Origin of the sequence: Mucilaginibacter rubeus (assembly GCF_014643835.1) — a bacterium.
GTDB lineage: Bacteria > Bacteroidota > Bacteroidia > Sphingobacteriales > Sphingobacteriaceae > Mucilaginibacter > Mucilaginibacter rubeus.
The window spans coordinates 1,255,650-1,279,668 of the sequence record NZ_BMKD01000001.1; the positions used below are offsets into that span (position 1 = coordinate 1,255,650).

The window sequence follows — 24,019 nt, forward strand, 5'->3', positions numbered from 1 at the left end:
TCCAAATAGCGGAACATTAAAACGTATTGCAGATTTTGACAAGGATCCGGAAAATCAATTTTGTTGGCATATTGCTTAATTTCGTATTGTTATTGAACGGTTCAACAGCAATCGCGCAGGATTCTGCAATTTCGCAAACAGACAGCATAACTATAGCCAAGTGGTTAAAAACCGCAGAACTCTACTTGAATAAACCGGGAGAACTTGACCCGGACCTTCGGTTTGCTGAAAAAAATACCAGACAAGCCCTCGTATTCAGCGAAAAACTCATATATAAAAAGGGCATCGGACAATCTTTTTTTACGTTATCAAAGGTTTACAGAGAACGGAAAGATCAAAAAAAAGCAAAAGATTACCTAGGTCGTTCGATTGAAATATTTACTTCAGATGCTTCCTTCAGATTGGCGGAGGCTGATGCCGATATTGAGCTGGCAAGCTACTATGGAATTAATGACGCCGGCGATTTAGAAAAAAAAATAGCCCTGTACAGGCATGCAATAGATATACTAAGCGAAAAACTTCCAAATTCGATCAAACTCGCAGATCAGCTGAAGTACCTTGGAGACCTTTACAATGTGAAGGAAGACAATATCCTGGCGATAGAAAAACTGAAGCAAGCCCTGATAATTTACAAGGCAAATAATTTCTATAAACTTCAGGACATTTATTGCCTGCTTGGCGCAGTGCTGAATAGAACGGGAGCGTCCCGTGACGGTTTAAAATACCTGCTTCTGGCAGAAAAATGCGCATTAAAATCCGGTGACAGCACATCAACTGTTGCAACCTTATACAACCGGATGGGGATCATTTACAATTCCTTGAATCAACGAGCTGAAGCCAGTAAAGTATTTGAAAAAGCAATGCGTTACGCAAGGCGAAATCATGACAATGACGCAGTGATGATCATCAGTGCTAATCTTGGCTGGAGCTATATTCGTATTAACGAAGCCAATAAGGCAATAGTTACACTTAAAGAAGCTCTTCGGATTATCACACCACAGGATACAGGGCATTATATCAATTTAAACACAACACTCATGGAGGCGTATCTGCAAAAACGTGACGTGGATAATGCCCTGAAATATAATGACGCTATTAAAAGTCTGATAAAACAGTTTTATCTCTACGATTTCCTGCTGATGAATTATCATCGCGCGGCAGCTCGTTTATTTTTGATGAAAAAAGATTTCAAAGAATGCAAAGTGCAACTTGGTGCTATGCAAACAATTACGCAAAAAACCAAAAATATTCATGACATGGCCGGGGTTGAGGAGATCTATTACCGCTTAGACTCAGCAAGCAACCGGCCCTGGGAAGCCTTAACGCACTTCGATCGCTATAAACAACTCAGTGATTCATTAAACCGTCGCAATCACGACCGCGAATTAACACAGCTTCAAATCCAATACAAGACTGAAAAAAAAGACATGGACATCGCGTCGCTGAAACAAAAAGCAGCCTTGCAGGAAAGAACACTTAACAGTGAGAAGCTTGTCCGGAACCTTTCTATTGCGGGAATGCTGCTATTCATCATGTTAACATTCGTGCTGTTAGGCAGCTATCGTCTCAAACAAAAAACAAACAGGGAATTACAGAGCAAACAAAATGCAATCAATGGTCAAAATCTTTCACTTAAACACTTATTAAAGGAACGGGAATGGTTGATAAAGGAAGTCCATCACAGAGTGAAAAACAATCTGCAAATTGTAATCAGCCTTCTCGATTCGCAATCATCTTTTCTGGTCGATGAGAATGCACTTGAAGTACTTCGCGAAAGCCGTCACCGGATGCACAGCATTTCACTCGTGCACCAGAAACTGTACCAGGATGAAAACCTTACCGGTATCAATATAAAAGAATACATTTCAGAACTTATCGGTTTTTTGAGGGACAGTTTCGGTACCGGCAAAAATATAAGCTTTGAGTACGATGTCGAAGAGCTTCTATTCGACGTATCTCAAATCGTGCCGCTGGGGTTGATATTAAATGAGGCCATCACCAACTCGATTAAATATGCTTTTAAAAACCGAACCAACTGTCTGATAACAGTCCGGGTAAAGGAAATTACTGAAAATGATGTTGAAATTTGTATTGCGGATAACGGCTGCGGGTTACCTCCGGATTTCGACTTTAATAATTGCAGCACGCTCGGGATGAATATCATCAGCGGGCTTACCAGGCAGCTTCAGGGGGAATTATCTATATTTTCAGCAAACGGCACAAATATCTGCATTAAACTACAACGGCTTAAAACATTGGGGGGCATCAAAGATATCCGGCATGAGAAACTGAACAGAGAAGCTTAACAGAGAGCCCCCACATCAAACCGGTTTCTAATTTCCAAAATTCAAGCGATCCGTACATCAAATCCAGGGTTCCTTACTTTTTAGCTATATCACCAGCGGTGTATTTTTGAACTGCGGAGCGGACGCATTGTCTTCAGATCCGTCGGCTTATAATTAAAAATTATGGAAACAATTATTACAATAAAGCATCGCGCGTTAACAATTGATGCAGATTTCAAGCAATTCAATAAAAAAATGGTGTCGTTATTAGGCGCTATAGGCAAGGAGGATTTTGATCTCATTAAATCGCATCCTGAAATTGCACAATCACACCTGCGTTCTCTTGGCGGTTTTGAAGATCTTATCCTGTTTGGCGTCCAGGAGCACGGTGCACTACTGCGCCTGGACGGACAAAATAAAAACGCAATTCAATATATTCTTGGCAATCCCCTGATAGCATTGCAAATGACGCGACATGACGTTCGGGCCGCCCTTTATGCGCCGCTTCGCATATTGGTTTACGAAACTGCTACAGGTCAGATCACTATAGAGTATGATCTTCCCTCTACCCTTTTTGGGCAGTTTGGCAATCCTGAAATTTTAGAGATTGGATTATTGCTTGACCAAAAACTGGAAAAACTCGTCAATGAAAGTGTGAATCGTAGTGTTCGGTAACAATTCCTCACATTCCATACTATAAATCACACGATTCATACATCAAAGCAAGGGAGCGTAATTTTAATTTTGTAAAGAATTTAATTGAGCATAGTCACGTAGGCACTGATAATATCGCGGGATTTTTTAACCCGCTTTAGTATCCGGCTGCTAATATGTTTACGAATCCCGTATTACGATGAATAACCTCCAGCTGTCAGATAACCAACTTCAGTATAGCATCAGCCAAGATCAACAAACAACGCTGCTGGATAACTATCAAAAAATACTTCAATGCGCTGAAATCGGAAGATGGGAAATCGATCTTGAACAACGCATCGCCAGGGGGTGTGAAACGTCAAACTTCTTTTTGGGCATATCCGGTAACGGAATCACTATCAGGGAATTTTGGAAAAAACTGGGTGCCGATGATCGGGTAAGACTTCGTGAGCAGTACAGAACACTTCAAACGACGGGGCAGATCAAGGTTGACGTTAAAATTTTAAGCTTCGGGAATTTGTACCCGATTTGGATCAGGATTGTTGGAGTGGCGGTTAAGCGACCAGGGCCCCCTGCCGTGTTGCAGGGTGTTTTGCAAAATGTGACAGAGAATTACTCGAATGAATCGGTGGCATCAGAACTGCTGAGTTTTGCTAACCATGAGATCCGTTCCTCGCTCTCTACTCTCAAATTATTTATTCAGCAGTCGATACGCATGTTGGCAAGATCAGATCGGGCCGACACCGAATCGCTGCTGAGCAAGGCAGATGAGAAAATCAATGCTATAACCCAGCTTACGACCTCTTTTTTGGATTCATCAGCGATCACGGCCGTAAACCTAGGCCTTCAGACAGAGACTTTTAACCTCTCTGACTTGCTGCATGAAATCGCATCCGAATTCAGGTTTACTAATCCGGCCTATTACTTCCTGGTTTTAACGTCTTGCCAGGTCGGTGTAAAAGCCGATCGCTTAAAACTCTGCCAGGCTATCACAAACCTTGTCAACAATGCGGTCAAGTACTCGGCAAGCGGTACAACAATAACCATGATATGTGAAGTTCAGATCGATGGTATCAGGGTTACTGTTCGTGATCAGGGGATCGGGATACCCGAAAATGAAAAAAACAGAATTTTTGGAAAATTTTATCGCATCGCAGACAGAAAAAACAAAGCCATAAGTGGCTATGGGGTTGGCTTGTATTTTTTCAAAAAGGTAATTGAATGCCACAACGGAACTGTGGGGGTATTAAGCAGGCCTAAAAAAGGAACTGAGTTTTACTTCAAGTTACCGGCATCCCGGTTTTGGTGCGCAGGATAAAAAGCATAATAGTAAGGATTACATTACTTCTAAGTTTAGATAAATGAGCGCTTCGGCAAACAGTCTCCAATTAGCAAAATTCCCATCGCTGCAAGATGTGCCGGCGGAGCAACTTTTATGGCTTGCTGCAAACAGTATGCAGCAGGATTTAAATGACGGTGAAATATTGACTTCTCCGGACGTACCCCTGACCGGCTCTCATTTTATTATGGCGGGGGCATGCATTGTTTATAATTTTCAGCAAGGTGCCCGGCGAGACCTGGGGACCTTAACGTCAGGTGAGATTACCGGTTACTTACCCTTTTCGCGAGGAAATAAAACTACAGTTTATATAAGCGCAACGGGTTCGACTATTGTACTGACGCTCCCTATGGCAAAGATCGGAATAATGATTGCCGAGCACTATGAGCTTACACAGGCATTGGTACATGTGATGTGCAACCGAATCAGGTACATGACCTCCCTGCAACTCCAAAATGAAAAAATGATGGCATTGGGCAAGCTATCCGCTGGAATTACCCATGAGATCAATAATCCGGCATCAGCCAATATCAGCGACGCGTTAAACTTGATTAACTACCTCGACGGGCTACCCGTATCAATCCAAAATCTGCCAATCTCAGATGTGAACATTGAAATTAAAGAAATATTAAAGACGGTTAGTGTTATCCAAACCCGGGTTATTGAAGATATAGCAGTTTCCTTCAAAGAACGCCTGCGGCGGGAAAACGATTTCAACGATTGGCTTTTAGACAATGGAGTTGAAGATGGTGATGAAATTGCAGAGGCGTATGTAGATCTTGGCCTTAATCATTTGTTATTCTCCGATTTAAGCAGGTTGTATCAAAACGAAAACCTTGCGGCTTTATTGAAATGGCTTGCAGAATTGTTCCAGGCACAAAGAGTTGCGCGAAACATGCTGTCGTCATCTAAAAGAATTGAGCAACTTGTTAAGGCGGTTAAAACCTATACACATATGGATCGCGGTTCAGCGAAGCAACGCATTAATATCCATACAGGTATCAGGAACGCCCTGGTCATGCTTGAACACAAGCGTAAACAATTGAATGTACAACTGGTGGAAGATTACGATACCGGTCTGCCCGAGGTGACTGCGCTGGTCGGCGAACTCAATCAGGTATGGACCAATTTGATTGACAACGCTTTGGACGCAATGGAAAAAAATCACAGTGGGACGCTGGCCATTCGCACCGAACGTGACAAAGAATTTGTTCGGGTGACCGTCACCGACAATGGAGCCGGTATCCCGGAAGATATCCAGGCCCTTGTATTTGACCCGTTTTTTACGACCAAAGCGATGGGCAAGGGCACTGGTATAGGTCTGGAGGTTGTGAAGACTATTATAACCCAACATTCCGGAACTGTGAAATTACAATCGAGTCCGGGCAATACGTCCTTTATTATTTGCTTCCCAATTGATAACTGAATAAAAACAGCAACATGGAAAAACCAATTATTATTTCTATCGATGATGACCCTCAAGTATCCAGGGCTATCGCCGGGGACCTCAAAGCTAAGTTTGGCAAATCTTATCGTATCGTCAGTTCAGTATCGGCAAAAGAAGTCCTTGAAAGCCTGCCTGATCTGCGTAACAGCGGTGTCCCTGTCGCTCTGTTCCTAAGCGACCAGCGCATGCCCGAAATGAATGGGGTCACTTTCCTCGCAGAAGCTATGAAAGTATTTCCCGAAGCAAAAAAAGTACTGCTGACGGCATATTCTGACACTGAGGCGGCAATCAAGGCAATTAATGACATAAGGTTGGATTATTACCTTCTCAAACCCTGGGACCCTCCAGAGGAACGCCTTTATCCGGTACTTACCGACCTGCTTGAGGATTGGCAACGGGAGTACATCCCCGAGTTTAAAGGAATAAAGGTTATTGGTTTCCAATACTCGTCACTTACGCACACCGTTAAAGATTATCTCGCAAGCAACCTTATACCTTACCAATGGCTCGAGGTAGACGAATCCGGAAGCAACAGGGATATCCTTGAAATTAATGGTATTGCTGAAGGCGACCTGCCTGCAATTATATATGAAGATGGTACTTTTGAGGTTTCACCATCGATCAGATCTATCGCAGCTAAGATCGGCCGGGATCCTGGTTTGGTTCATCAGATATATGATGTTGTCATTGTTGGGTCAGGGCCGGCTGGGCTTGCGGCTGCAGTTTATGGGGCTTCTGAAGGACTTAAAACGCTGGTGATTGAACGCAAAGCCCCTGGTGGACAAGCGGGCACCAGCTCCAGAATTGAAAACTACCTTGGCTTTCCTGCCGGCTTAAGCGGCGCAGACCTAACCCGGCGCGCTGTCAGTCAGGCTAAACGTCTTGGTGCTGAATTCATTTCACCTTGTACGGTTACCGATATCCGGCAAAAAGATGGTTATAAAATTGTGATATTGGAAGATGGACGGGAAGTGGTGACCAGGACACTTATCGTAGCAACGGGAGTTGATTACCGCAGACTCGACGTACCGGAAATTGACAGACTTACCGGGGCGGGCATATATTACGGTGCTTCAACAACCGAAGCCGGGGCTTGTCGCGGCAGAGATGTGTTTATATTGGGAGGCGGGAACTCGGCGGGCCAATCAGCTGTGTATCTTTCAAATTTCGCAAAAGATGTTTACATACTGATCAGGAGGGACAGTCTATCCTACACGATGTCGGCATACCTTATCGACCAACTCAATGCTATTTCAAATGTGCATCTGATAACAGATTCTGAGGTCATTGCAGTTGCCGGCGGGGACCGCCTGGAAACATTAACATATTTCAATTCACGTACAGGAAATTATACGACAAGCGAGGCAAGTGCACTTTATATTTTTATTGGTGCAAAACCCTATACAGACTGGATCAAACTTGATGTGTTGCGGAATGACAAAGGTTATATATTGACAGGCCGGGAGCTTGCAAGAAGCATTGATCTGCCTAAAATATGGAAACAAACAAGGGAACCATTTTTGCTTGAAACCAGTTGCAGCGGAATTTTCGCTGCGGGAGACGTACGTGCCGGAGCAATGGCAAGGGTCGCGTCGGCCGTTGGAGATGGCTCTATGGCAATCAGTTTCATTCATAAGTATCTTGCAGATCAATAAAAAACATGTTGATTTTATCTTCGCGTGGATTTCGGCCGGTTATATGAATTGATCAGTGATATTTAATTTTCAAAAAACTGATATTATCAGTGACAAAAAAATACTTTTTCGCTGTTAATAATCGTAGCGATGCGAAATATCGTCTTTTAAAATATTTAGTTTTCAGATAATTAACTGTAAACTAATCTATTATTAAAGTGGCATCAGAGTTGTTGATTTTCGGGAGATAATAGTTAACCATATCATTTCAAAGGCTATTCTATCGTCGAAATCAACTTAATATAAAAAATGATGCTGACCAACTGGTGGGAGGTAAACCGCCTCTCATATCGTGTTTATAGTTCGATCATAGTAGCCATGCCTGACATATTCAATTTTCCGGTTAAAAACGGGTATTTGACCTTCGGAATAATTGGAATTATACTAATTTTATTGTGGCAGACCGTAAAGTGGAAAATGTCATTTAAAAAAAACAGGGAGATGCTTGAAAAGGTCAATAGAGAAAACGAAGTATTGATCAATGAATTGAATCACCGTGTCAAAAACAATTTGCAGATAGCGATCAGTTTACTGGAGGGGCAGGCTGCGTATACAGGACAGCCTGAAATAGCCGAGGCCATAAAGGAAGGATGTAACAGACTCTATGTTATGTCACTCGCATTTCATTCCATATATGACGGCGAGTTGCTTTCAACAATCAACCTGCGGGAATACCTTGGTAAACTGGTTAATTATCTAAGAGAAGAATTTGGAAACGATAACAATGTCAAACTTGAAAGCGAGCTTGATCCCTGCCTGGTGGACCTGGCGCAGGCCATACCTATGGGGCTTATTTTAAGTGAAGCAGTGAGTAATGCCTATAAGTTTGCTTTTCCTGACAAAAAAAACGGATGTATCTCAATAACGCTTAAAAACCTGCAAGGTTCAATCGTACTGACGATCAGCGACAACGGTGTTGGCCTCCCCGCACCGGCAGTGAATGCAGAAAGTCAGGCATTCGGGTTCAGTCTGATAGAAGGACTTGGTAGGCAATTGTCAGCAATTGTTAATATCGAAAATTTAAATGGTTTGACCGTTTCCCTGGAGATCGCGCAGTCCGGACAAACTTTATCTAATACCAGTATTGCGAACAATACCTAGATGAAAGAAAATATACTCATAGTAGAAGACGAATTTATTGTTGCGAATGATCTTAAGATCAAACTCACCAAAGCGGGTTATCAAGTTTGCGGAATTGCTGCGTCTGTGAAAGAGGCAGAGCAACTGATCGATAAGCACAAGCCGGGTTGGGTGCTGCTCGACATTTTTTTGCTTAACGATTCAAAAGGAACGGATCTTGCGCCAATTTTGATATCCAAAAATATCGGATTTATTTATATCTCCGCTAATACCAATCAATCGGTATTGGAAGCGGCGAAAGCTACTCAGCCATACGGATTTCTTGTAAAACCTTTTAGGGAAAAAGACCTGCTGATCATGCTGGAGATAGCACTTCAGAAGCATCAGTTAAACCTCCAGATGCAGCAGCAGAGGGAACAGATATTCCGTATGCAGCTGGAAGGGCTTGCGCATATTTCCGGATCAATGACCGAGAAGATCAGCAAGCTCCCGGCCATGACGCAAAGTTTTGTACCATTCGACCTGTTAAGAATTATTCTTCCCGTGAGAAAGGAGATTGATCACATTGGCTTTGCACGGACCGGTTATGAAGAATACCAAACCTACGTAAAGAATGAGCTGGCAGCCATATGTGGCACCGGCAATAATGATTGGAACAGCAATAAATCAATTTTACTTGAACTCGAAAGTGGAACTATCAGCAATTCCATTAACTATCGTAAGCTATTATTGGACGATATATGCGAGAAACGCTTAAGTACACAGTTTCGGCTCGCGTCGCGGATTGCTGTAAAGTTCCGGCTGAAAAATGGAGACCCTTTTACCCTGGCATTCTACAGCAAAAATGAAGATTTATATACGGAAGCACATTTAGGACTGCTTCGGCGTTCATCTGTGGCATTGGAATCCATGATGGAACAGCTTCTTAACGAGCGTCCGGTTTCTGCTGTAGAAAGACGGGATGCCGCGTTAAGGAAAACTTCGGGCAGTAAACCAGGCGCAGAGGAATCAAAATTTGACGGAATTTTGGGTAAGAGCAGATCGCTGCTGGCCGTACTTGACCAGATTGATATGGTCGCAACCTCCCCTACTTCTGTGCTCATTACAGGCGAAAGCGGGACGGGCAAGGAGCGCGTAGCTCAGTGTATTCACAAACTATCCCCGCGTGCTAAAAATCCGCTGGTTATAGTCAACTGTGCGGCCTTACCGGCCAATCTTATAGAATCTGAACTTTTTGGGCACGAAAAAGGCGCTTTCACAGGAGCTGTAGATCGCCGTGTGGGTAAGTTCGAGCAAGCAAATGGCGGAACGATCTTCCTGGACGAAATTGGAGAACTGCCACTGGATGCACAAGTGAAATTACTGCGGGTTCTCCAGGAAATGGAGTTTGAACGTGTCGGAAGTAACAAATCAATTAAAGTAGATGTCAGGGTTATCGCTGCTACCAATCGTACTCTTGAAAAGGAAGTCGCTGAAAACCGCTTCAGGCTCGACCTGTATTACCGTTTAAATGTATTTCCGATTTTTATACCGCCACTGCGCGAGCGAAAGGAGGACATCGGTATCTTAGCTAAAGGTTTCGTGGAAAAATTCGCTCTCAAAACGGGCAGGCCGGTAACCGGGATCAGTGCCGCGGCTATTACCCAATTAAAAAATTACAACTGGCCGGGCAACATACGTGAACTGGAACATTTTATTGAAAGACAGGTGTTAATAAAAACCGAAGGCGTAATTGAGCAGATTTCGCTGCCGCAAAGCCAGCCCCTGGCTTCGGCGGAAAATGATACGGCTAATAATAAAACATCCCTGAAGACAATGGAAGAGATGGAAGCAGATTATATCGTCCATGTGCTGAAAAGTTGCCAGGGACGTATCGGCGGGCCGGGCGGAGCAGCAGAGATATTGGGGATGCCGCCGAGTACCCTACATTCAAGAATAAAGAAATTGGGTATCAAAAGAGAATTCAGTGCAGACTGATCAATAATTTTATTTTGTACTGCATGCCCATCCTGCGATTTATATCGTAAAAAGGATGGGCAGCATATTTTCAGGACTTTGCTCAAAAAATCAATTACTTAGGCGAGTATTTGAAATCCATCACCAGTTTACAAAGCTCGTCAACACAACTTCTGAGGTTCTTTTAGAGCATAATTACGGGCTACCCGATAATATGGTAATAACTGATGCCGAGCCGAACCATATATGCTAATCAGGCGGCTATCGCTCTTCGAAAATCAGTAAAAGGCATTCCGGTATTTCTCTTGAAGAATTTACTAAAATGAGACACATCAAAGAAGCCTAGTTTATACGCAACCTCTTTCATCGTAATTTCATGTGAGCTCATCAATTTCTTTGCCTCAGTAAGCACGCGTTGTTGGATATAATAGCTTGTGTTTAGACCAAAGTTTTCCTTAATGATGAAATTAAGATAAGATGGGCTTACCGCCAGTAGATTTGCATAATCTGCAGGCATTTTAAGCGTCGCGAAGTGTTCATCCAAAAGTGCAAAAAAACGATTCGCATGATAAAGGCACCTGTTTTGTATTGACGGCTGCCTTTCAGCAGTAATCCTGTTCAGGTACAATGCGAAGATCTGGAACAGGCCTCTTAAAATCGCATCTTTTAAACCGTTGGTTGTTTGAAATTCGCTGCGCAACCTGCATACAATATCTTGAAGAAAACCACGGTCCTCATCAGGTATTGCAATTTGTCCCGCGGTACTGTTTAAATGAAATTCCTGCGCCATGCCCGCAGAATTAAGCGCGGCCTGCATAAATTCAAAAGTGAAAGAAAGTACGTAACCACAGCCCGATTGAGATAGGGCAAGCGTATAAGCCTGCTTCGGTTTAATGATGGCAACGGAAGACGGATCAAGTATCAGTACCTGATCAGAAGTTTGACACTCGCAGCTGCCTTTCTCCATAAAAACGACAGTATAACAGTAATTATCCTGTAACAAACGTCCTTCATGCCCGTGCCGTTGCAGGGAAGCTACGCTAAAAAACGAAGATCCGCATTCATGGTTAAGCATAAATTTCTTATCAGTAGGAGTTGATGTTGTGCTCATAAATTTGATATTGATGCAAATCATTAGGCATACGACATGCCACCAGCACAACTAATTGTATATCTGTCAGTTAAATAGAAAATTCAACAAAATAAATTCTCGATATATAGAAAAAATGCGATGTCCGGAATCCGGTAAGAAGGCATCAAAACGAAATTTCGCATTATCAAATAGCAAAAAAACAGGTCTGGCGAACCAGGAGCCCGAACGGGTTGGCGGTACTACTGGAGGTTGATATAAATATTCAGGATAAATAACTGTAATAAGGCATAAAACTGGTCAATCACAATCAAAGCAGTGCCTTTCTTAAAACCGATCAAAACCTGGGAATTTATTTCAGGAGCGGCTACCTGAGCTCCTCTTTTCAACGATTTTCTTTGTGATATTCAGACGCTTCATTCGGGATGTAAGCGTACTTGCCGGTATTCCTAATATCTCTGCTGCGCCGCCTGCGCCACTTACTTTTCCATTACAATATTTGAGCGTTTTGATAATGTAATCACGTTCAACGTCATCAAATATACCTGGTATAAACTTGTCTGCCGGACTTTCTGTTTTATTACCTGGCTGGGGGGACGACGGCAGGTATATCTCCTTTATAGTTGTTCCGTTGGTCATAAGGACACACCTCTCCATTTGATGTTCGAGTTCACGAACATTGCCTGGCCAGTTGTACGCCATTAGCTCGTTCATAGCCCTGCTTCCAATATTCTGGATAACCTTGCCAGCGCGTTTTGCAAATCTTTTTAAAAAATACATAGCCAACAAAGGGATATCCTCAACACGATCGCGAAGTGCAGGGAGATGAATCGGGAAAGTACTAATCCTGAAATAAAGGTCGTTTCTGAAACGGCCTTCACGAATTTCCTGTTCCAGGTTTCTGTTTGTGGCGGCTATGATTCTTACATCAGTTTTTACTGTACTCTTTCCACCTATCCGTTCAATCTCTTTTTCCTGTAATGCACGCAGCAATTTAACTTGTAGCTCAGGTGGCATTTCGCCAATTTCGTCAAGAAACAGTGTCCCTCCATGCGCCAGTTCAAACTTACCTATTCTACGCTCCGTAGCACCGGTAAAGCTACCTTTTTCATGACCGAATAATTCACTCTCAATCAGATTTGCAGGAAGTGCGGCGCAGTTAACCTTTACCAGCATATTCTTCCGTCTCGGCGAATCATTATGGATAGCGCGGGCAATCAATTCCTTTCCGGTACCTGTTTCACCGAGTATTAACACCGTGCTCTCTGAACCGGAAACCTGGGAAATCCTGGTAAACACTTCATTCAAAGCGGGACTATTACCTACTATTTCCGCATAATTATGGGTTGTCTCCAGCTCTTGGGTCAGATAAACTTTTTCTTCTTCGAGTCTTTCCTTGTACCTGTTAATTTCCGCTAGCTGCTGAACAACCCGTTCAGTGGCTATCAAATCCGAAACAGCTAAAGCAAACTGAGACGACAGGCTCCGGAAAAGTGGCTGATCTGCGTTATCTATATCATACCGCTCAACTAATAAAACAGCAACAATATCCTCGCCCTTGAATATGGGAAGTGCAACAATGCTCTCAAAACCATGCTTCTTCAAAAACTTGATATACAGCGGAGCATCCCCACGTTCGCCATAATCGTTAATATCAACGTGCACGGGAGCTGAAGTTGCCAATAATTGATTGATAATACCGTCATCCGGCGAATAGACTTCTCCTGTAACAGATTCGAAATCCGGATCGTCTGCATAAGCGGACTCCGGGTTCCAAAAATAACAATAATGAATATCCTTCTTATCGTCCAACCAATGAAGGCATATCTCATCAAGATTACAAAGGCTTTTTAAATAGTTATGAAAAATGCGTCCAAGCTGGAATTTATCCTTCACGCCGGCAACGGCATTACTAAAGTCAAGTAAGGCCGATTTTTCCTGCTCCCTACCCCGTATCCGTTCGTTTAAAATTATATTACGGGTACCCAGTGACAATGTATCCCTGATGCTTTTAACAAGGTTAATATAATCAGGATCGATTGAAGGTTGTGATCCAAAACAGATTACCCATAACCCAAACACTTCGCTATTTACTTCAAGCCTGGTTAACATGATATGAGAAGTGCGGTGGCCTTCGGGAAATTCTAATCTGATACCTGTAATCTCCTTCTCAAAAAGATTAATTAATCTTGGCTCCGTTCCAGACATAACTTCGTCCAACAGATCCTTATTTCCGGGTAACTGGCAACCGGCCTTATCACCAATATGTACATTTGATAACCCGTTCAATGAATTTAGTCCCTGATGGTATGTATGCAGCAGATTAATACTGGTATGGCTATACCCAAGTGTCAAACGAACGTGCTGATCCATAGCATTTAACAAACTGTCTAAATCCCTCGCCGCCGAAACGTGCTGACTAAAATTTAATAAAATGCCTTTTTCCCTGTCCCGTCGGGCCAGGACTTCGTGGGCGAGGATATTTAAAACGGCTTTAGATACCTGATAAGATATTTCTTTAAACAACGTTAACTGATGATCAGTAAATGTTTCACCTCCACGCAACAAAACCGAGAACATTCCTATGTTCCTGCTATCGTTTTTTAAGGCTATCCCTACAATCGTTTTAACATCATGTTGCAGATAATCTTTAAAAATTGATCTGAATTGATCGTCGTTGACAATTTCGTCGATACTTGCAATATTTACTTCAGATGAATCAAAAAACCGCTTAACCAGCTCTCGCTGACCCGTTTCCCCGTCCACGTTATTGCCAGTCGCCACTGATGATGTAGAAGTATATGCGTGTAAAAATGGTTGTAATGAGCCGTCGTCAGAAAGCGCAAAGACCATCATATCTGAATTACCCAGAAGTTTTTCAAGATGGCGCGAGAGAACCAATTTCAGATTATCTTTACTTTTTACGCCTGTGATGTCAGAACTCAATAGCATCAGGCCATCGCGTTCAGTTTCACGCGCCCGCAACGAGTCTTCCATCATGATATTGGCAACGGCAAGCGATATGGGAGCCGCGAGTATTTTGACAAGTTCCGGATAATTTGGTAATACCAGCTGTTCACCTGTAAAACAGATCATCCAAATACCGATAACTTTGGTATTGATTCGAAGCGAAAGCATTAACATTTTCGCTATACCAGATTCGTAATTTACCTGCATGTATAGCGGAAGCTCCCGGGTTTGGCCGAGTTTTTCGAGATCAAAAATAACCGGCTCCGTCGTCAGGATAACCTTGTTCAGAAACCCATCAGCCACAGTTGGGCTGCTCTGTTTTAGTTCCGCGTACCGGGGATGGAAACGGGCGCGGGATTGAGAATCTGCCAGCAACAGGTTAAGCGTTATATCATCATCATTAACCTTACATATGAAACTATGTGAAAAAGCAAACATATTCCCGAGCCTCGACCTGATCGTTCTGATCAGGCTCTTCCTGTCCCGACTGGTAGCAAGCAACTGATTAAGCCAATGCAGCACTTCAGCTTCAGCTACTTTTTCTTTAAGGTTCTTCCGGATTATTATTCCGGCAACGGCAGCTGTAATATGATCCGCTACGATTATAAACGATTTATTATCGATGATATCTGCAGGGCTATTCAAGCTGAATCCAGTCAGCCAGTATCCCAATGTTTCGCGATTACTAATCAAAGAAAACATCGCGAATTTTCGGATCCCCTTGTTAAAGCGTTCCTGTATAAAAGGCAAACTAAGTTGCCTGGCGTTGCTTTCGTTCAAATCGACTTGTCGGACAACACCATCCTGCGATGCCGTATTGGAAACCTTGAAAAGGTTATGTAATTCCTCTGGATCTACAACTGAAGATAAAATTTCAGGCGTCGTTCCCGGGACTATTTTATGGTCAGCTCCGGGATAAGTGTAAAATAAATACGAAGGCTCTTTATTATTTTTAAGTGATATGAGAACTCCTGATCCGGCAAGATTAAACATCGGAGCAACCCACTCCTCAATAATTTGAAGTAATTCGGCCTCATCCTTAACATTCAGCAGTTGACGGCAAGCCATATAAACCCCATCCTGAAGCATTGCTTCACTTTGCTGCAAATCAAAATTGGGGTTTAACGAACTCATGATACTTAAATTAGCTGACAAACAGGAGCTTCTTCCGTGCAGAAACAGGCAGCAAATAGTTAACAATTATAAGAAAGTTATATCTCGTGTACAAGCTACAAACTTTAATGCAACAGTAATATCAGGAGAGCTTCCTTATCCGCCACCAGAAAAAGACAAGCCCCGGCAATGTGATTGCCAGGGCTTGTGTCACTACAGATGTCGTTATTCAAATTTGTTAAGGAACGAATTTGCCTGCTCTACAAACAGCTCAGGATATTGATTAAATGATCCATGAGCTGAATCAGGGTAATAGATCAGAACGGCATTCGGAATTTTTTGATAAAGGTCAAGCGACGTGGCACTATCCATCATTTCGTCATTGCTGCCCTGTACAATTAAAACAGGTTGGGCGATCTTTGATAAATCTATGGTCACCGGATCTGTACCCCATCTGGTAAGAGCGCTGATCTGCGCTTTTATCGCATCCATTGTAGCATTTTGATCGCGGCCTTCGGCCCTGATATATAACCGGTTGAGCGTATCAGCGATTCTCGCCCTGCTTTTCTCTGATTTGGTGGCAAATACGAACAAATATTGTTCTTTGGGCTCAAGTGCGAATGCCTTTTCAACCAACTGCGGGAACGAGTAAAGGGCTTTAGCTCCCTGCGGTGCCGTTCCGACGATGATAAGTTTTCTGAAAAGCTCAGGTTTTAAATCGACCATAGCCTGCGCGAGGAAACCACCGAGTGAAAAACCAAGAATATCACACAAATGTATCCCGAGGCCATTAATCACCTTAATTGCATCTTTGCTCATATCGAGTACATTATCCGGGGTTTTCCCGCCCGAGTTACCTACACCTGTATTATCGATTAAAATTACCTGCCGTTCTTTAGCCAACCCGTCTATAATGATGGGGTCCCAATTCTCAAGAGTTCCTGTAAAGTGTTGAAGGCATACGATCGGTACTTCAGCCGGTTTGCCAAGACTTCGGTAAGCGTACCTGATGCCGTCAATTTCAATATATTTTGTAGGCACAGATACATAGTTAAATACTTGCTCATTCATAGTAAGGATTTTTATAGTTTTCGATTGGATTAAGATCTCCTTGTTTGCAAACAAAATGATTGCACGGCGACAGAGAACACTACAAAAGTATTCAGGCGATAGTGCAGGATTGATGTATCGATTGCGGTTATTATGGTATGGTTTGCGCTTTTATCAATCTGGCTGGGTCTGGTAAATTAACAATACTACCGGCACACGTTTAAACACGCTGAGTGCGTATAGCGGACTATGTATTATGCCAGCCGTACGACAAAAATAAGACACACGTTTCTTACCATTAAAAACCTGTATGGTACATCGCCTTGCCTTGCCGGGGACTGTACTTTTGAGCTAAACAATAGCAATCATTAATCAAATATGAAAGACGCGAAACAATTAGTTGACCTGGTGCTGGAAGCACATGGCGGCTTAATAAAATGGAACCAGTTCAATACTGTGAAAGCCCACATTTCAATGGGCGGGATTACCTGGGGTGTAAAAGGGCACGAAGGAGTGATGAATGATGTTCACTTTACCGGCAATACCCACACACTGCTCGACAGTTGGTCGCCGATGTTCGAACCGGGGCTGCGTTCAAGCTTTAACGGAAAGGATGTCGTACTTATCAACTCAGCAGACAAAATAGTTGAAGAGCTGAAAAACGCACGAAGTTCCTTCGATGGACATAATATCATGACTCCGTGGGAGCGCCTTCAATTAGCCTATTTTTGTAGCTATGCGACCTGGAACTATTTAACCACTCCTTTCGTATTTGCATTGCCAGGCTTCCATTTTCTGGAAATGGATCCATGGGAAGAAAATGGCGAAACATGGAGAAGGTTACAGGTTATCTTCCCTGACTCGGTTACCACGCACAGTAAAAGACAGGTATTTTATATTTCACAGGACGGCTTAATGAAGCGCCATGATTATTGGCCTGAGGTCTTGGGCAACAGTTCTGCAGCGCACTATTACTCCGATTACAAAGAAGTACAAGGGATCAAAACCCCTTCCAAGCACCGTATTTTCCCGTTGGATGATACCTCAAATGCTTCTGTTAGAGAGCCCCTTTTAGTATCTATCGATGTTTTGAGCATCGAATATATTTAAACGGCAGCAACAATACTATTTAAGGTGCCTTGCCCGATAATTTTTTCAAGGTGAGGCATCTGCAATTAAAGCCCATTACCAAATAAACTACCATGAACAAACTTCAGACAACAACCATCGATAACCTTGAAATCCGGTATGCAAGCAACCAGGGTAACTTCGCGGAAAGCATATTGCTTTTGAGCCCACTTCCGGAAAGTATCCGTGCATTTGAACCTATATGGAATAAACTCTCTTCGCGCTTTAACCTGGTCGCTATAGATCTACCCGGTTTCGGGAAATCCCAAAGCCGCCAGGATTTGCTGGCACCCATTGCCTTATCAGAGTTTGTTATTAAGGCGATAGATCATTTTAATCTTGGCGCAGTGCACATAGTGGGACCAGATGTGGGTTCAAGCGTAGCGCTCTTCGTCGCTCAACACCATCCCGAAAAAATTAAAAGCGCTACCGTAGGCAGTGCAGCGTGTGTATTTCCGATACAGGCGGCGGGCATACTTACCGGCATGATCCTCGACCCTAATTTAGATGATCTGAAAAAGTTAGGCTCTAAAGCAATTGTTAACGGATCGCTGGCTACGATGACGCAATACCCATTACCAGAAGACGTACGCGAAGATTACCTCAGCAGCTACGAGGACGGGCGTTTTTGGGATACAATGCTTTTTCTGAAGCAATTGCCTGTTGATCTTCCAAAGCTCGACTTTGAAAACATACAAATACCGGTGAGCATTATCTGGGGTAAAAACGATCCTTTGGCGATTTTGAAAAATGGCGAAATCCTGCATCAACTACTTCCACGAAATGAATTTAACATATTAGATTCCGGCCATTACGCATGGGAGGATACGCATGAAGAGTATGCCGAAATTTTAACCCGTTGGGTTGGCGCCGGCTACCTTGAGGCCTAAATGGACAGATAAAATGCTAACCGAACAAATACTAATGTACGGGCAGCGATTCCACCGCGGTGAGGCCTTGGCTCTGCTTGAACACCATGAATTACATCACAGAAGCCAGATCACGGTTATCATGGAACTTGCCGACTTGCAAATACCAGCTTTATATGGTCAAACTGCAAGACTGTACTAACGCGGTCTGCGCCGAGCACCCCGAACTTAATACAATTGCCAGCCGTTTTCGGGACTTGAATATTATATCAGGCATTTAATTAAAATAAATAATATGTATTACCACATTAAAGAATTTCTGGAAGATTGGACAAACGAAACCGGCAAAACCACCAAGGTTTATTCCATGATTCCCGAAGAATCAAAAGCTATTATCGTTAATGAAAAAGTGCGGACGCTTGAGCGCCTTGCCTTTCATATTCCACAAATCATTGTACAGATAGGCGTGCAAACGGGGTTGCTAAATATACAGGAACTCCCGGAAGAGCCGCTGCCCGATACAATGGAAGGCATCAGCGCTTTATACCTCGATATGCATCAAAAAATGGCCGAAGCGATACAATCGCAGTGGAAAGACAATATGCTTGATGGCGAGGTGGATCTCTACGATCATAAATGGAGACGCGGCGATGTGCTATCGCTATTAACCCATCATGAAGTACATCATCGCAGCCAAATGACCGTAATTATGCGTTTGGCTGGCCTGAAAGTACCTGGCCTTTACGGGCCTGTACGCGAAGATTGGGAACTTTGGGGCTTGCCAATTGCAAAGTAATCGACTGTAACAAACAACCTATTAACCAAAAAACAACAAACAATTACAAAAAACATGAGCACAGTTAACGCATGGGCACAAATGGAACCTAAAGGCAAATTGGTTCCTTACACTTACGAATTATCACCACTTACCTCTGAAGAAGTGGAAGTAGAAATTGACAACTGCGGGCTTTGTCATACAGATCTTTCCGCATTAAACGGCGATTTTGGTTTGCCTAACCCTATAGTTGCCGGCCACGAAATTACCGGCCGTATTGTAGCACTTGGTGAGATAGCAAAAAACAAAGGCCTTGCAATTGGCCAAACGGTAGGTATTGGTTGGAACAGGGAAAGCTGCGGACATTGCGACCCCTGCCTTGACGGCGACCCGCATCTTTGCGTAAATCTTAAAACTACCATACTTGGTAATAACGGTGGTTTTGCCAGCCGCATTAAAGCACACTGGCTATGGGTTATACCAGTTCCGGAAGGACTTAACGCGGCGGATGCCGGTCCGCTGTTTTGCGCGGGCATTACCGTTTTTTATCCATTGTTGGAGTACGGCGTGAAGCCAACCGATAAAGTAGCCGTGTTTGGTATTGGTGGGCTTGGCCACCTTGCAGTGCAATTCGCGCATGCATGGGGCAGCGAAGTCACCGCATTTTCATCCACAGCGGCCAAACACGATGAAACCTTACAACTCGGCGCAGACCATATCGTATCGAGCAGGGATACTGCTGAATGGGAGGCACTTAAAGGAAAATTTGACATTATCATTGTTACTGTAAGCGTAACGCTTGACTGGGATAAGATCATTGCCATGCTTGCCCCTAAAGGCCGACTGCATTTTGTGGGCATCCCTTATGATTCAATTCCAGTGTCGGTACTTTCGCTGCTTATTCCGCAAACAAACGTTTCCGCATCGCCGGCCGGTTCGCGATCTGCTTTCAACACTATGCTGCGTTTTGCGGCAAGGCACAACATCCGTGCGATGGTTGAACATTTTCCAATGAGCCGGATAAACGACGCGATCGAACATCTTGAATCTGGCAAGGCCAACTACCGTGTGGTTCTTGATGCGGATTTTTAATTGCTAACGCAAAACCCTCTTAACATAAGGGCCGGAAAAAGATGATTTAAAGATCAACGGCTTCCGGCCTTTTTATTCGATGATAATGAAAACGATTAAAGAAAATCATAAGGGCTTTAGTACCTTGCTTGCGTTGGCCCTGATTCCTTTGGGCGGACTTGCCACAGATATTTACATCCCCTCACTCCCCCGCCATGGCGCACAACTTCACGTTTCTAACAGTGATGTTCAGCTTTCGCTGGTAATATTCATGATCAGTTCCGGCTTCAGCCAGATATTTGTGGTTAGCCTGCTTGATAGCTTTGGCCGTTTTCGCAGAGCATCTGCTCGCTTATTGTTTTTATAGCCGCCAGCATATTCATCGCTCCCTCATCAAATATTTATACAATATACGCTATGCGTGTTTTACGGGTATTACGGTATCGCTCATTGTTGTAGGTAAAAGGGCATATTTTGTTGATATCTATTCAGGCGAAAGGTTAAAAAATTATACCAGTATGTTTTCAATCATATCGGCAACTGCCCCGGTTGTAGCACCGTTTATAGGTGGTTATTTACAGAAATCATTCGGCTGGCAATCAAATTTCTATTTACTGGCAGGCATCGCTGCGGTGTTCCTAATCCTCGAGTTGCTTTACGGCGGCGAATCTTTAAAAACCTATCATCCCTTCAATGCCAGATCTATCGGTAACGTTTACAAAACCATGCTCGGATCGCCCGATTTCAGCCTCGGTTTGATCATAATCGGTATCAGCTATTAGCTGCTTGTAGTTTACGGCATGGCCAGCCAGTTTATTATAGAGCATGTTTTTAATTTATCGCCGGTTGTTACCGGCTACAGTTCACTTACATCGGGTCTTTCGTTAATGGCGGGCGGTATTGTTTCAAAAGCACTGATCAACAAGCCATTCAAAACTAAAGTGATTACCGGGATATCTTTGCAGGTTGCCATTGCCGCTATGATGTTGGTAACAGTATCTTATTTCAACAGTATTTATTTGCTGGTTGGCTTTACCATATTTCTTCACCTTTTATCGGGTTTTATATTCAATAATGTTAATGGTTACTGCCTGCGCAGGTTTACAACCAACGCGGGCACGGCGAGCGGCCTTACCGGCGGAGGAGTTTATGTTGTGAGCTCCTTTTTAGTTATGGCCTCGTAAGCTTTTTATCGATAAAGAACCTCTTGCTGCTGGGCATGGCTAATTTATTCCTTACGGTTTGCCTGTTTGGTGTTTTTGCCGTTTTCATCAGGGCAGGGCGCGGCAACGCGGTTTAAAAGCTATTTTAAGTGTTATAAGTTTTTTCCTATTGAGTAGCTATAAGGCCCCGGCAAATACAGTCGGGGTTTATTTCTTAACTCCCCCGTAATAAAATTTTCAGCCTTTTTTATAATTCAACACACACGTTTTATACAACAGAAAGGCCGTATGGTGCATCGGATCGGTAATACATAGGGGGTAATTTTACATTATGGAAACTACCTTTAATGTGCCCGAAAGAAACGAGGTTTCGGAGGCCAATCAAGCCATTTTTGATACCCTTAGCAAATCAATAGGTTTTGTGCCTAACCTGTATGCAAATTTTGCATACTCAAATAATGCTCTTGCTACCTTCTTGGCCGCGCAGGGGGCTAAAACTTCGCTTACCGGTAAGGAGAAGGAAATTGTTAACCTTATCGTAAGCCAGGTAAACACCTGCGAATACTGTCTCGCCGCCCACTCTAAATCGCTAAAATGAATGGCTTTTCTAATGAGCAAATTATGGACATACGTAGCGGGCAGGCATCATTTGATCCCAAATACGATGCATTGGTAAAGCTTGCGAAAAGCATTGCCAAAAATAAAGGTCGCGCTGATCCAGCATTGGTAGATAAATTTATAGGCGTAGGTTATACCAAAGAAAACGTAATTGATGTAATTATGCTGGCCGGCCTCCGGATCATTACCAATTACGTTTACGCCATAACGCAGCCATCTGTCGATTTCCCGGCTGTCCCAGCTCTTTAATTCAACAATTGTGATGGCTAAATACAACCATTATCGGGCTGTGCCATCAATTACTATAAGAAAACATGAACACACTATTTAAATCAATCGTATTGGTAAGTGCCCGAGCCGGGCGTTTCGGTATACATTTTTCGAGGTTTGCGGTAGCATTGGTGTTGATATGGATAGGAGCCCTAAAGTTTGCCGACTACGAGGCAGATGGCATTGTTCCGTTTGTAGCTGAAAGCCCAGCCATGTCGTTTTTTTATCAAACTCCCGAAGCCTATAAAAAACACGTAAACAAAGAAGGCGAGCTTGTTGAAAAAAACAGGGCCTGGAACACCGATAACGGAACTTATTCTTTCGCTCATGGGCTGGGAATATTGCTTGTTGGCATGGGTTTGCTGTTGCTCCTTAACTATGCTACTCCCTATGCAGGTTTGGCCGCCTCCCTCCTTCTGATAATTATGTGTGTTGGCACCCTCTCATTCCTCGTTACCACTGCCGAATGCTGGGTGCCAAATCTTGGTGATAAAGATTTTGGATTTCCATATTTATCGGCAAGAGGGCGGCTGGTTATCAAAGATGTCATTATGCTCGGCGCTAATTTTTGCCTCCTAGCAGATTCGGCAAAACAAATCCTTCAAAAAAACAACCTTTCGTAGTGGAATAAACCACTCATTTAAATCGGTTAATTACCGGTTAAGCCCTACATACATCCTATGAAAGCCCGGTGAACGCAACCTGTTTACCGGGCTTCTATCTTCCATTTACAGAAACAAACTTATAAATGGCCGTTATGAAAATCTTTTGCCACAAAAAAAGCAATTACCAGCCCACGTTAAATTACAGCGTTTAAATAACTTAAAATTAAACTATAAAACCATGAAACCTGATAACTATAAAATTGCGGCCTGGCCGTCGTTCCTGCATGCCAAATGTCCACGTTGCCGAAGAGGAAAATTGTTTGCTAATAGCATGTATGGCTTCGAGGGGCAAAAAATGAACAATACCTGCGGGCACTGCCACCTCACTTTCGAGATAGAGCCCGGATATTTTTATGTGGCTATGTTTGTAAGCTACGCGATGAATGTTGCGGAGTTTATAACCGCAGCGGGTGCTATTAACGTGCTTACCGGTAGCAGCAATCCCTGGATATACGTAACGGTTATCCTGGCAGTATCTTTAAGCCTTTCGCCCTTTAACTTCCGTTATTCGCGTGTTATTCTTTTATATTGGCTTACTCCGGGGCTTCATTACCATCCGGAACTAAGTAAAGATAACAACGTTGGAAATCCACAGTAAAACATACAAAAAGCTACGAACCAGAAACTCCTTATTTTAAAAACCGGAAAATAATAGGATAAATAAACAAAACCCGGATCGGTTAACGATCCGGGCTTATCCCATTAGCAATGCTGGTTATTCATTACCAAATATTACTAATGGTTGGCAAGGAAAAGGCTGCCAAACAAACAAAGCAACCTTA

General features: G+C 43.2%; 22 protein-coding genes. 19 read left to right on the plus strand and 3 right to left on the minus strand.

Annotation, left to right across the window (positions count from 1 at the left end):
- The first annotated feature begins 35 nt into the window (after positions 1–35).
- The 7 genes from IEX80_RS05100 to IEX80_RS05130 all read left to right on the plus strand — a co-directional run bounded on the left by IEX80_RS05100 (position 36) and on the right by IEX80_RS05130 (position 10,476).
- On the plus strand, positions 36–2,306 hold the full coding sequence (locus tag IEX80_RS05100; protein WP_188832192.1) for a tetratricopeptide repeat-containing sensor histidine kinase: 2,271 nt from the start codon (positions 36–38) through the stop codon (positions 2,304–2,306).
- Positions 2,307–2,468: 162 nt separating this feature from the next.
- Entirely contained in the window at positions 2,469–2,960 is a 492-nt protein-coding gene (locus IEX80_RS05105; RefSeq protein WP_188832193.1) for a DUF302 domain-containing protein, read from the plus strand.
- A gap of 178 nt (positions 2,961–3,138) precedes the next feature.
- The gene (locus IEX80_RS05110; RefSeq protein WP_188832195.1) at positions 3,139–4,257 is read left to right on the plus strand and encodes a PAS domain-containing sensor histidine kinase; all 1,119 of its coding nucleotides are present in this window, start codon (positions 3,139–3,141) and stop codon (positions 4,255–4,257) included.
- A 43-nt stretch (positions 4,258–4,300) separates the two neighbouring features.
- The gene (locus IEX80_RS05115; RefSeq protein ID WP_188832197.1) at positions 4,301–5,704 is read left to right on the plus strand and encodes an ATP-binding protein; all 1,404 of its coding nucleotides are present in this window, start codon (positions 4,301–4,303) and stop codon (positions 5,702–5,704) included.
- A gap of 14 nt (positions 5,705–5,718) precedes the next feature.
- Positions 5,719–7,380, plus strand: a complete 1,662-nt coding sequence (locus IEX80_RS05120) for an NAD(P)/FAD-dependent oxidoreductase (RefSeq protein ID WP_188832199.1) — start codon at positions 5,719–5,721, stop codon at positions 7,378–7,380.
- 288 nt (positions 7,381–7,668) lie between these two features.
- Positions 7,669–8,520 carry a sensor histidine kinase gene (locus IEX80_RS05125; protein ID WP_188832200.1) on the plus strand — a complete coding sequence of 284 codons (852 nt, stop codon included), beginning with the start codon at positions 7,669–7,671 and terminating at the stop codon, positions 8,518–8,520.
- Positions 8,521–10,476, plus strand: coding sequence for a sigma 54-interacting transcriptional regulator (locus IEX80_RS05130; protein ID WP_188832202.1), 1,956 nt, complete (start codon positions 8,521–8,523; stop codon positions 10,474–10,476). It begins immediately after the preceding gene.
- Positions 10,477–10,708: 232 nt separating this feature from the next.
- Here IEX80_RS05130 and IEX80_RS05135 read toward each other — a convergent pair whose 3' ends face one another.
- The 3 genes from IEX80_RS05135 to IEX80_RS05145 form a co-directional block, all read right to left on the minus strand.
- Positions 10,709–11,566, minus strand: coding sequence for a helix-turn-helix domain-containing protein (locus tag IEX80_RS05135; protein ID WP_188832205.1), 858 nt, complete (start codon positions 11,564–11,566; stop codon positions 10,709–10,711).
- A gap of 336 nt (positions 11,567–11,902) precedes the next feature.
- Positions 11,903–15,649: a sigma 54-interacting transcriptional regulator gene (locus tag IEX80_RS05140; RefSeq protein ID WP_188832207.1), complete on the minus strand. Its 3,747-nt coding sequence runs from the start codon at positions 15,647–15,649 to the stop codon at positions 11,903–11,905.
- 204 nt (positions 15,650–15,853) lie between these two features.
- Positions 15,854–16,699, minus strand: coding sequence for an alpha/beta fold hydrolase (locus IEX80_RS05145; protein ID WP_188832208.1), 846 nt, complete (start codon positions 16,697–16,699; stop codon positions 15,854–15,856).
- A 357-nt stretch (positions 16,700–17,056) separates the two neighbouring features.
- On the opposite strand from IEX80_RS05145, the gene IEX80_RS05150 reads away from it, so the two are divergent.
- The 12 genes from IEX80_RS05150 (at position 17,057) to IEX80_RS05200 (ending at position 23,835) form a co-directional block, all read left to right on the plus strand.
- A complete protein-coding gene (locus tag IEX80_RS05150; RefSeq protein WP_188832210.1) occupies positions 17,057–17,788 on the plus strand; it encodes a hypothetical protein in 732 nt (243 codons plus the stop codon).
- Between the two features lie 92 nt (positions 17,789–17,880).
- Complete coding sequence (locus tag IEX80_RS05155) at positions 17,881–18,696, plus strand: alpha/beta fold hydrolase (RefSeq protein WP_188832212.1); 816 nt, start codon at positions 17,881–17,883, stop codon at positions 18,694–18,696.
- 34 nt (positions 18,697–18,730) lie between these two features.
- On the plus strand, positions 18,731–18,877 hold the full coding sequence (locus tag IEX80_RS27965) for a DinB family protein (protein WP_373290371.1): 147 nt from the start codon (positions 18,731–18,733) through the stop codon (positions 18,875–18,877).
- A 93-nt stretch (positions 18,878–18,970) separates the two neighbouring features.
- Complete coding sequence (locus IEX80_RS05165; protein ID WP_188832214.1) at positions 18,971–19,471, plus strand: DinB family protein; 501 nt, start codon at positions 18,971–18,973, stop codon at positions 19,469–19,471.
- Between the two features lie 54 nt (positions 19,472–19,525).
- Positions 19,526–20,542 (plus strand): NADPH-dependent aldehyde reductase Ahr, encoded by a 1,017-nt coding sequence (ahr, locus tag IEX80_RS05170; protein WP_188832216.1) that lies wholly within the window; start codon positions 19,526–19,528, stop codon positions 20,540–20,542.
- Between the two features lie 85 nt (positions 20,543–20,627).
- A complete protein-coding gene (locus IEX80_RS05175) occupies positions 20,628–20,888 on the plus strand; it encodes a hypothetical protein (RefSeq protein ID WP_188832218.1) in 261 nt (86 codons plus the stop codon).
- Positions 20,845–21,303, plus strand: a complete 459-nt coding sequence (locus tag IEX80_RS05180; protein ID WP_188832219.1) for an MFS transporter — start codon at positions 20,845–20,847, stop codon at positions 21,301–21,303. The genes IEX80_RS05175 and IEX80_RS05180 overlap by 44 nt, the downstream gene beginning before the upstream one ends.
- A gap of 18 nt (positions 21,304–21,321) precedes the next feature.
- The gene (locus tag IEX80_RS05185; protein WP_188832221.1) at positions 21,322–21,705 is read left to right on the plus strand and encodes an MFS transporter; all 384 of its coding nucleotides are present in this window, start codon (positions 21,322–21,324) and stop codon (positions 21,703–21,705) included.
- A 310-nt stretch (positions 21,706–22,015) separates the two neighbouring features.
- Positions 22,016–22,282 carry a carboxymuconolactone decarboxylase family protein gene (locus IEX80_RS27765; protein WP_229701514.1) on the plus strand — a complete coding sequence of 89 codons (267 nt, stop codon included), beginning with the start codon at positions 22,016–22,018 and terminating at the stop codon, positions 22,280–22,282.
- 23 nt (positions 22,283–22,305) lie between these two features.
- Complete coding sequence (locus tag IEX80_RS27770; protein ID WP_229701515.1) at positions 22,306–22,551, plus strand: carboxymuconolactone decarboxylase family protein; 246 nt, start codon at positions 22,306–22,308, stop codon at positions 22,549–22,551.
- 65 nt (positions 22,552–22,616) lie between these two features.
- The gene (locus tag IEX80_RS05195; RefSeq protein ID WP_188832223.1) at positions 22,617–23,195 is read left to right on the plus strand and encodes a DUF417 family protein; all 579 of its coding nucleotides are present in this window, start codon (positions 22,617–22,619) and stop codon (positions 23,193–23,195) included.
- A gap of 220 nt (positions 23,196–23,415) precedes the next feature.
- On the plus strand, positions 23,416–23,835 hold the full coding sequence (locus IEX80_RS05200; protein ID WP_188832225.1) for a DUF983 domain-containing protein: 420 nt from the start codon (positions 23,416–23,418) through the stop codon (positions 23,833–23,835).
- Positions 23,836–24,019: the final 184 nt, after the last annotated feature.

Bases quoted from the DNA above. Each gene is read 5' to 3' on its own strand.
- IEX80_RS05105 (WP_188832193.1), top strand. From the start codon at position 2,469: ATGGAAACAATTATTACAATAAAGCATCGCGCGTTAACAATTGATGCA.
- IEX80_RS05110 (WP_188832195.1), top strand. From the start codon at position 3,139: ATGAATAACCTCCAGCTGTCAGATAACCAACTTCAGTATAGCATCAGC.
- IEX80_RS05115 (WP_188832197.1), top strand. From the start codon at position 4,301: ATGAGCGCTTCGGCAAACAGTCTCCAATTAGCAAAATTCCCATCGCTG.
- IEX80_RS05120 (WP_188832199.1), top strand. From the start codon at position 5,719: ATGGAAAAACCAATTATTATTTCTATCGATGATGACCCTCAAGTATCC.
- IEX80_RS05125 (WP_188832200.1), top strand. From the start codon at position 7,669: ATGATGCTGACCAACTGGTGGGAGGTAAACCGCCTCTCATATCGTGTT.
- IEX80_RS05130 (WP_188832202.1), top strand. From the start codon at position 8,521: ATGAAAGAAAATATACTCATAGTAGAAGACGAATTTATTGTTGCGAAT.
- IEX80_RS05135 (WP_188832205.1), bottom strand. From the start codon at position 11,566: ATGAGCACAACATCAACTCCTACTGATAAGAAATTTATGCTTAACCAT.
- IEX80_RS05140 (WP_188832207.1), bottom strand. From the start codon at position 15,649: ATGAGTTCGTTAAACCCCAATTTTGATTTGCAGCAAAGTGAAGCAATG.
- IEX80_RS05145 (WP_188832208.1), bottom strand. From the start codon at position 16,699: ATGAATGAGCAAGTATTTAACTATGTATCTGTGCCTACAAAATATATT.
- IEX80_RS05150 (WP_188832210.1), top strand. From the start codon at position 17,057: ATGAAAGACGCGAAACAATTAGTTGACCTGGTGCTGGAAGCACATGGC.
- IEX80_RS05155 (WP_188832212.1), top strand. From the start codon at position 17,881: ATGAACAAACTTCAGACAACAACCATCGATAACCTTGAAATCCGGTAT.
- IEX80_RS27965 (WP_373290371.1), top strand. From the start codon at position 18,731: ATGTACGGGCAGCGATTCCACCGCGGTGAGGCCTTGGCTCTGCTTGAA.
- IEX80_RS05165 (WP_188832214.1), top strand. From the start codon at position 18,971: ATGTATTACCACATTAAAGAATTTCTGGAAGATTGGACAAACGAAACC.
- ahr (WP_188832216.1), top strand. From the start codon at position 19,526: ATGAGCACAGTTAACGCATGGGCACAAATGGAACCTAAAGGCAAATTG.
- IEX80_RS05175 (WP_188832218.1), top strand. From the start codon at position 20,628: ATGAAAACGATTAAAGAAAATCATAAGGGCTTTAGTACCTTGCTTGCG.
- IEX80_RS05185 (WP_188832221.1), top strand. From the start codon at position 21,322: ATGGCCAGCCAGTTTATTATAGAGCATGTTTTTAATTTATCGCCGGTT.
- IEX80_RS27765 (WP_229701514.1), top strand. From the start codon at position 22,016: ATGGAAACTACCTTTAATGTGCCCGAAAGAAACGAGGTTTCGGAGGCC.
- IEX80_RS27770 (WP_229701515.1), top strand. From the start codon at position 22,306: ATGGACATACGTAGCGGGCAGGCATCATTTGATCCCAAATACGATGCA.
- IEX80_RS05195 (WP_188832223.1), top strand. From the start codon at position 22,617: ATGAACACACTATTTAAATCAATCGTATTGGTAAGTGCCCGAGCCGGG.
- IEX80_RS05200 (WP_188832225.1), top strand. From the start codon at position 23,416: ATGAAACCTGATAACTATAAAATTGCGGCCTGGCCGTCGTTCCTGCAT.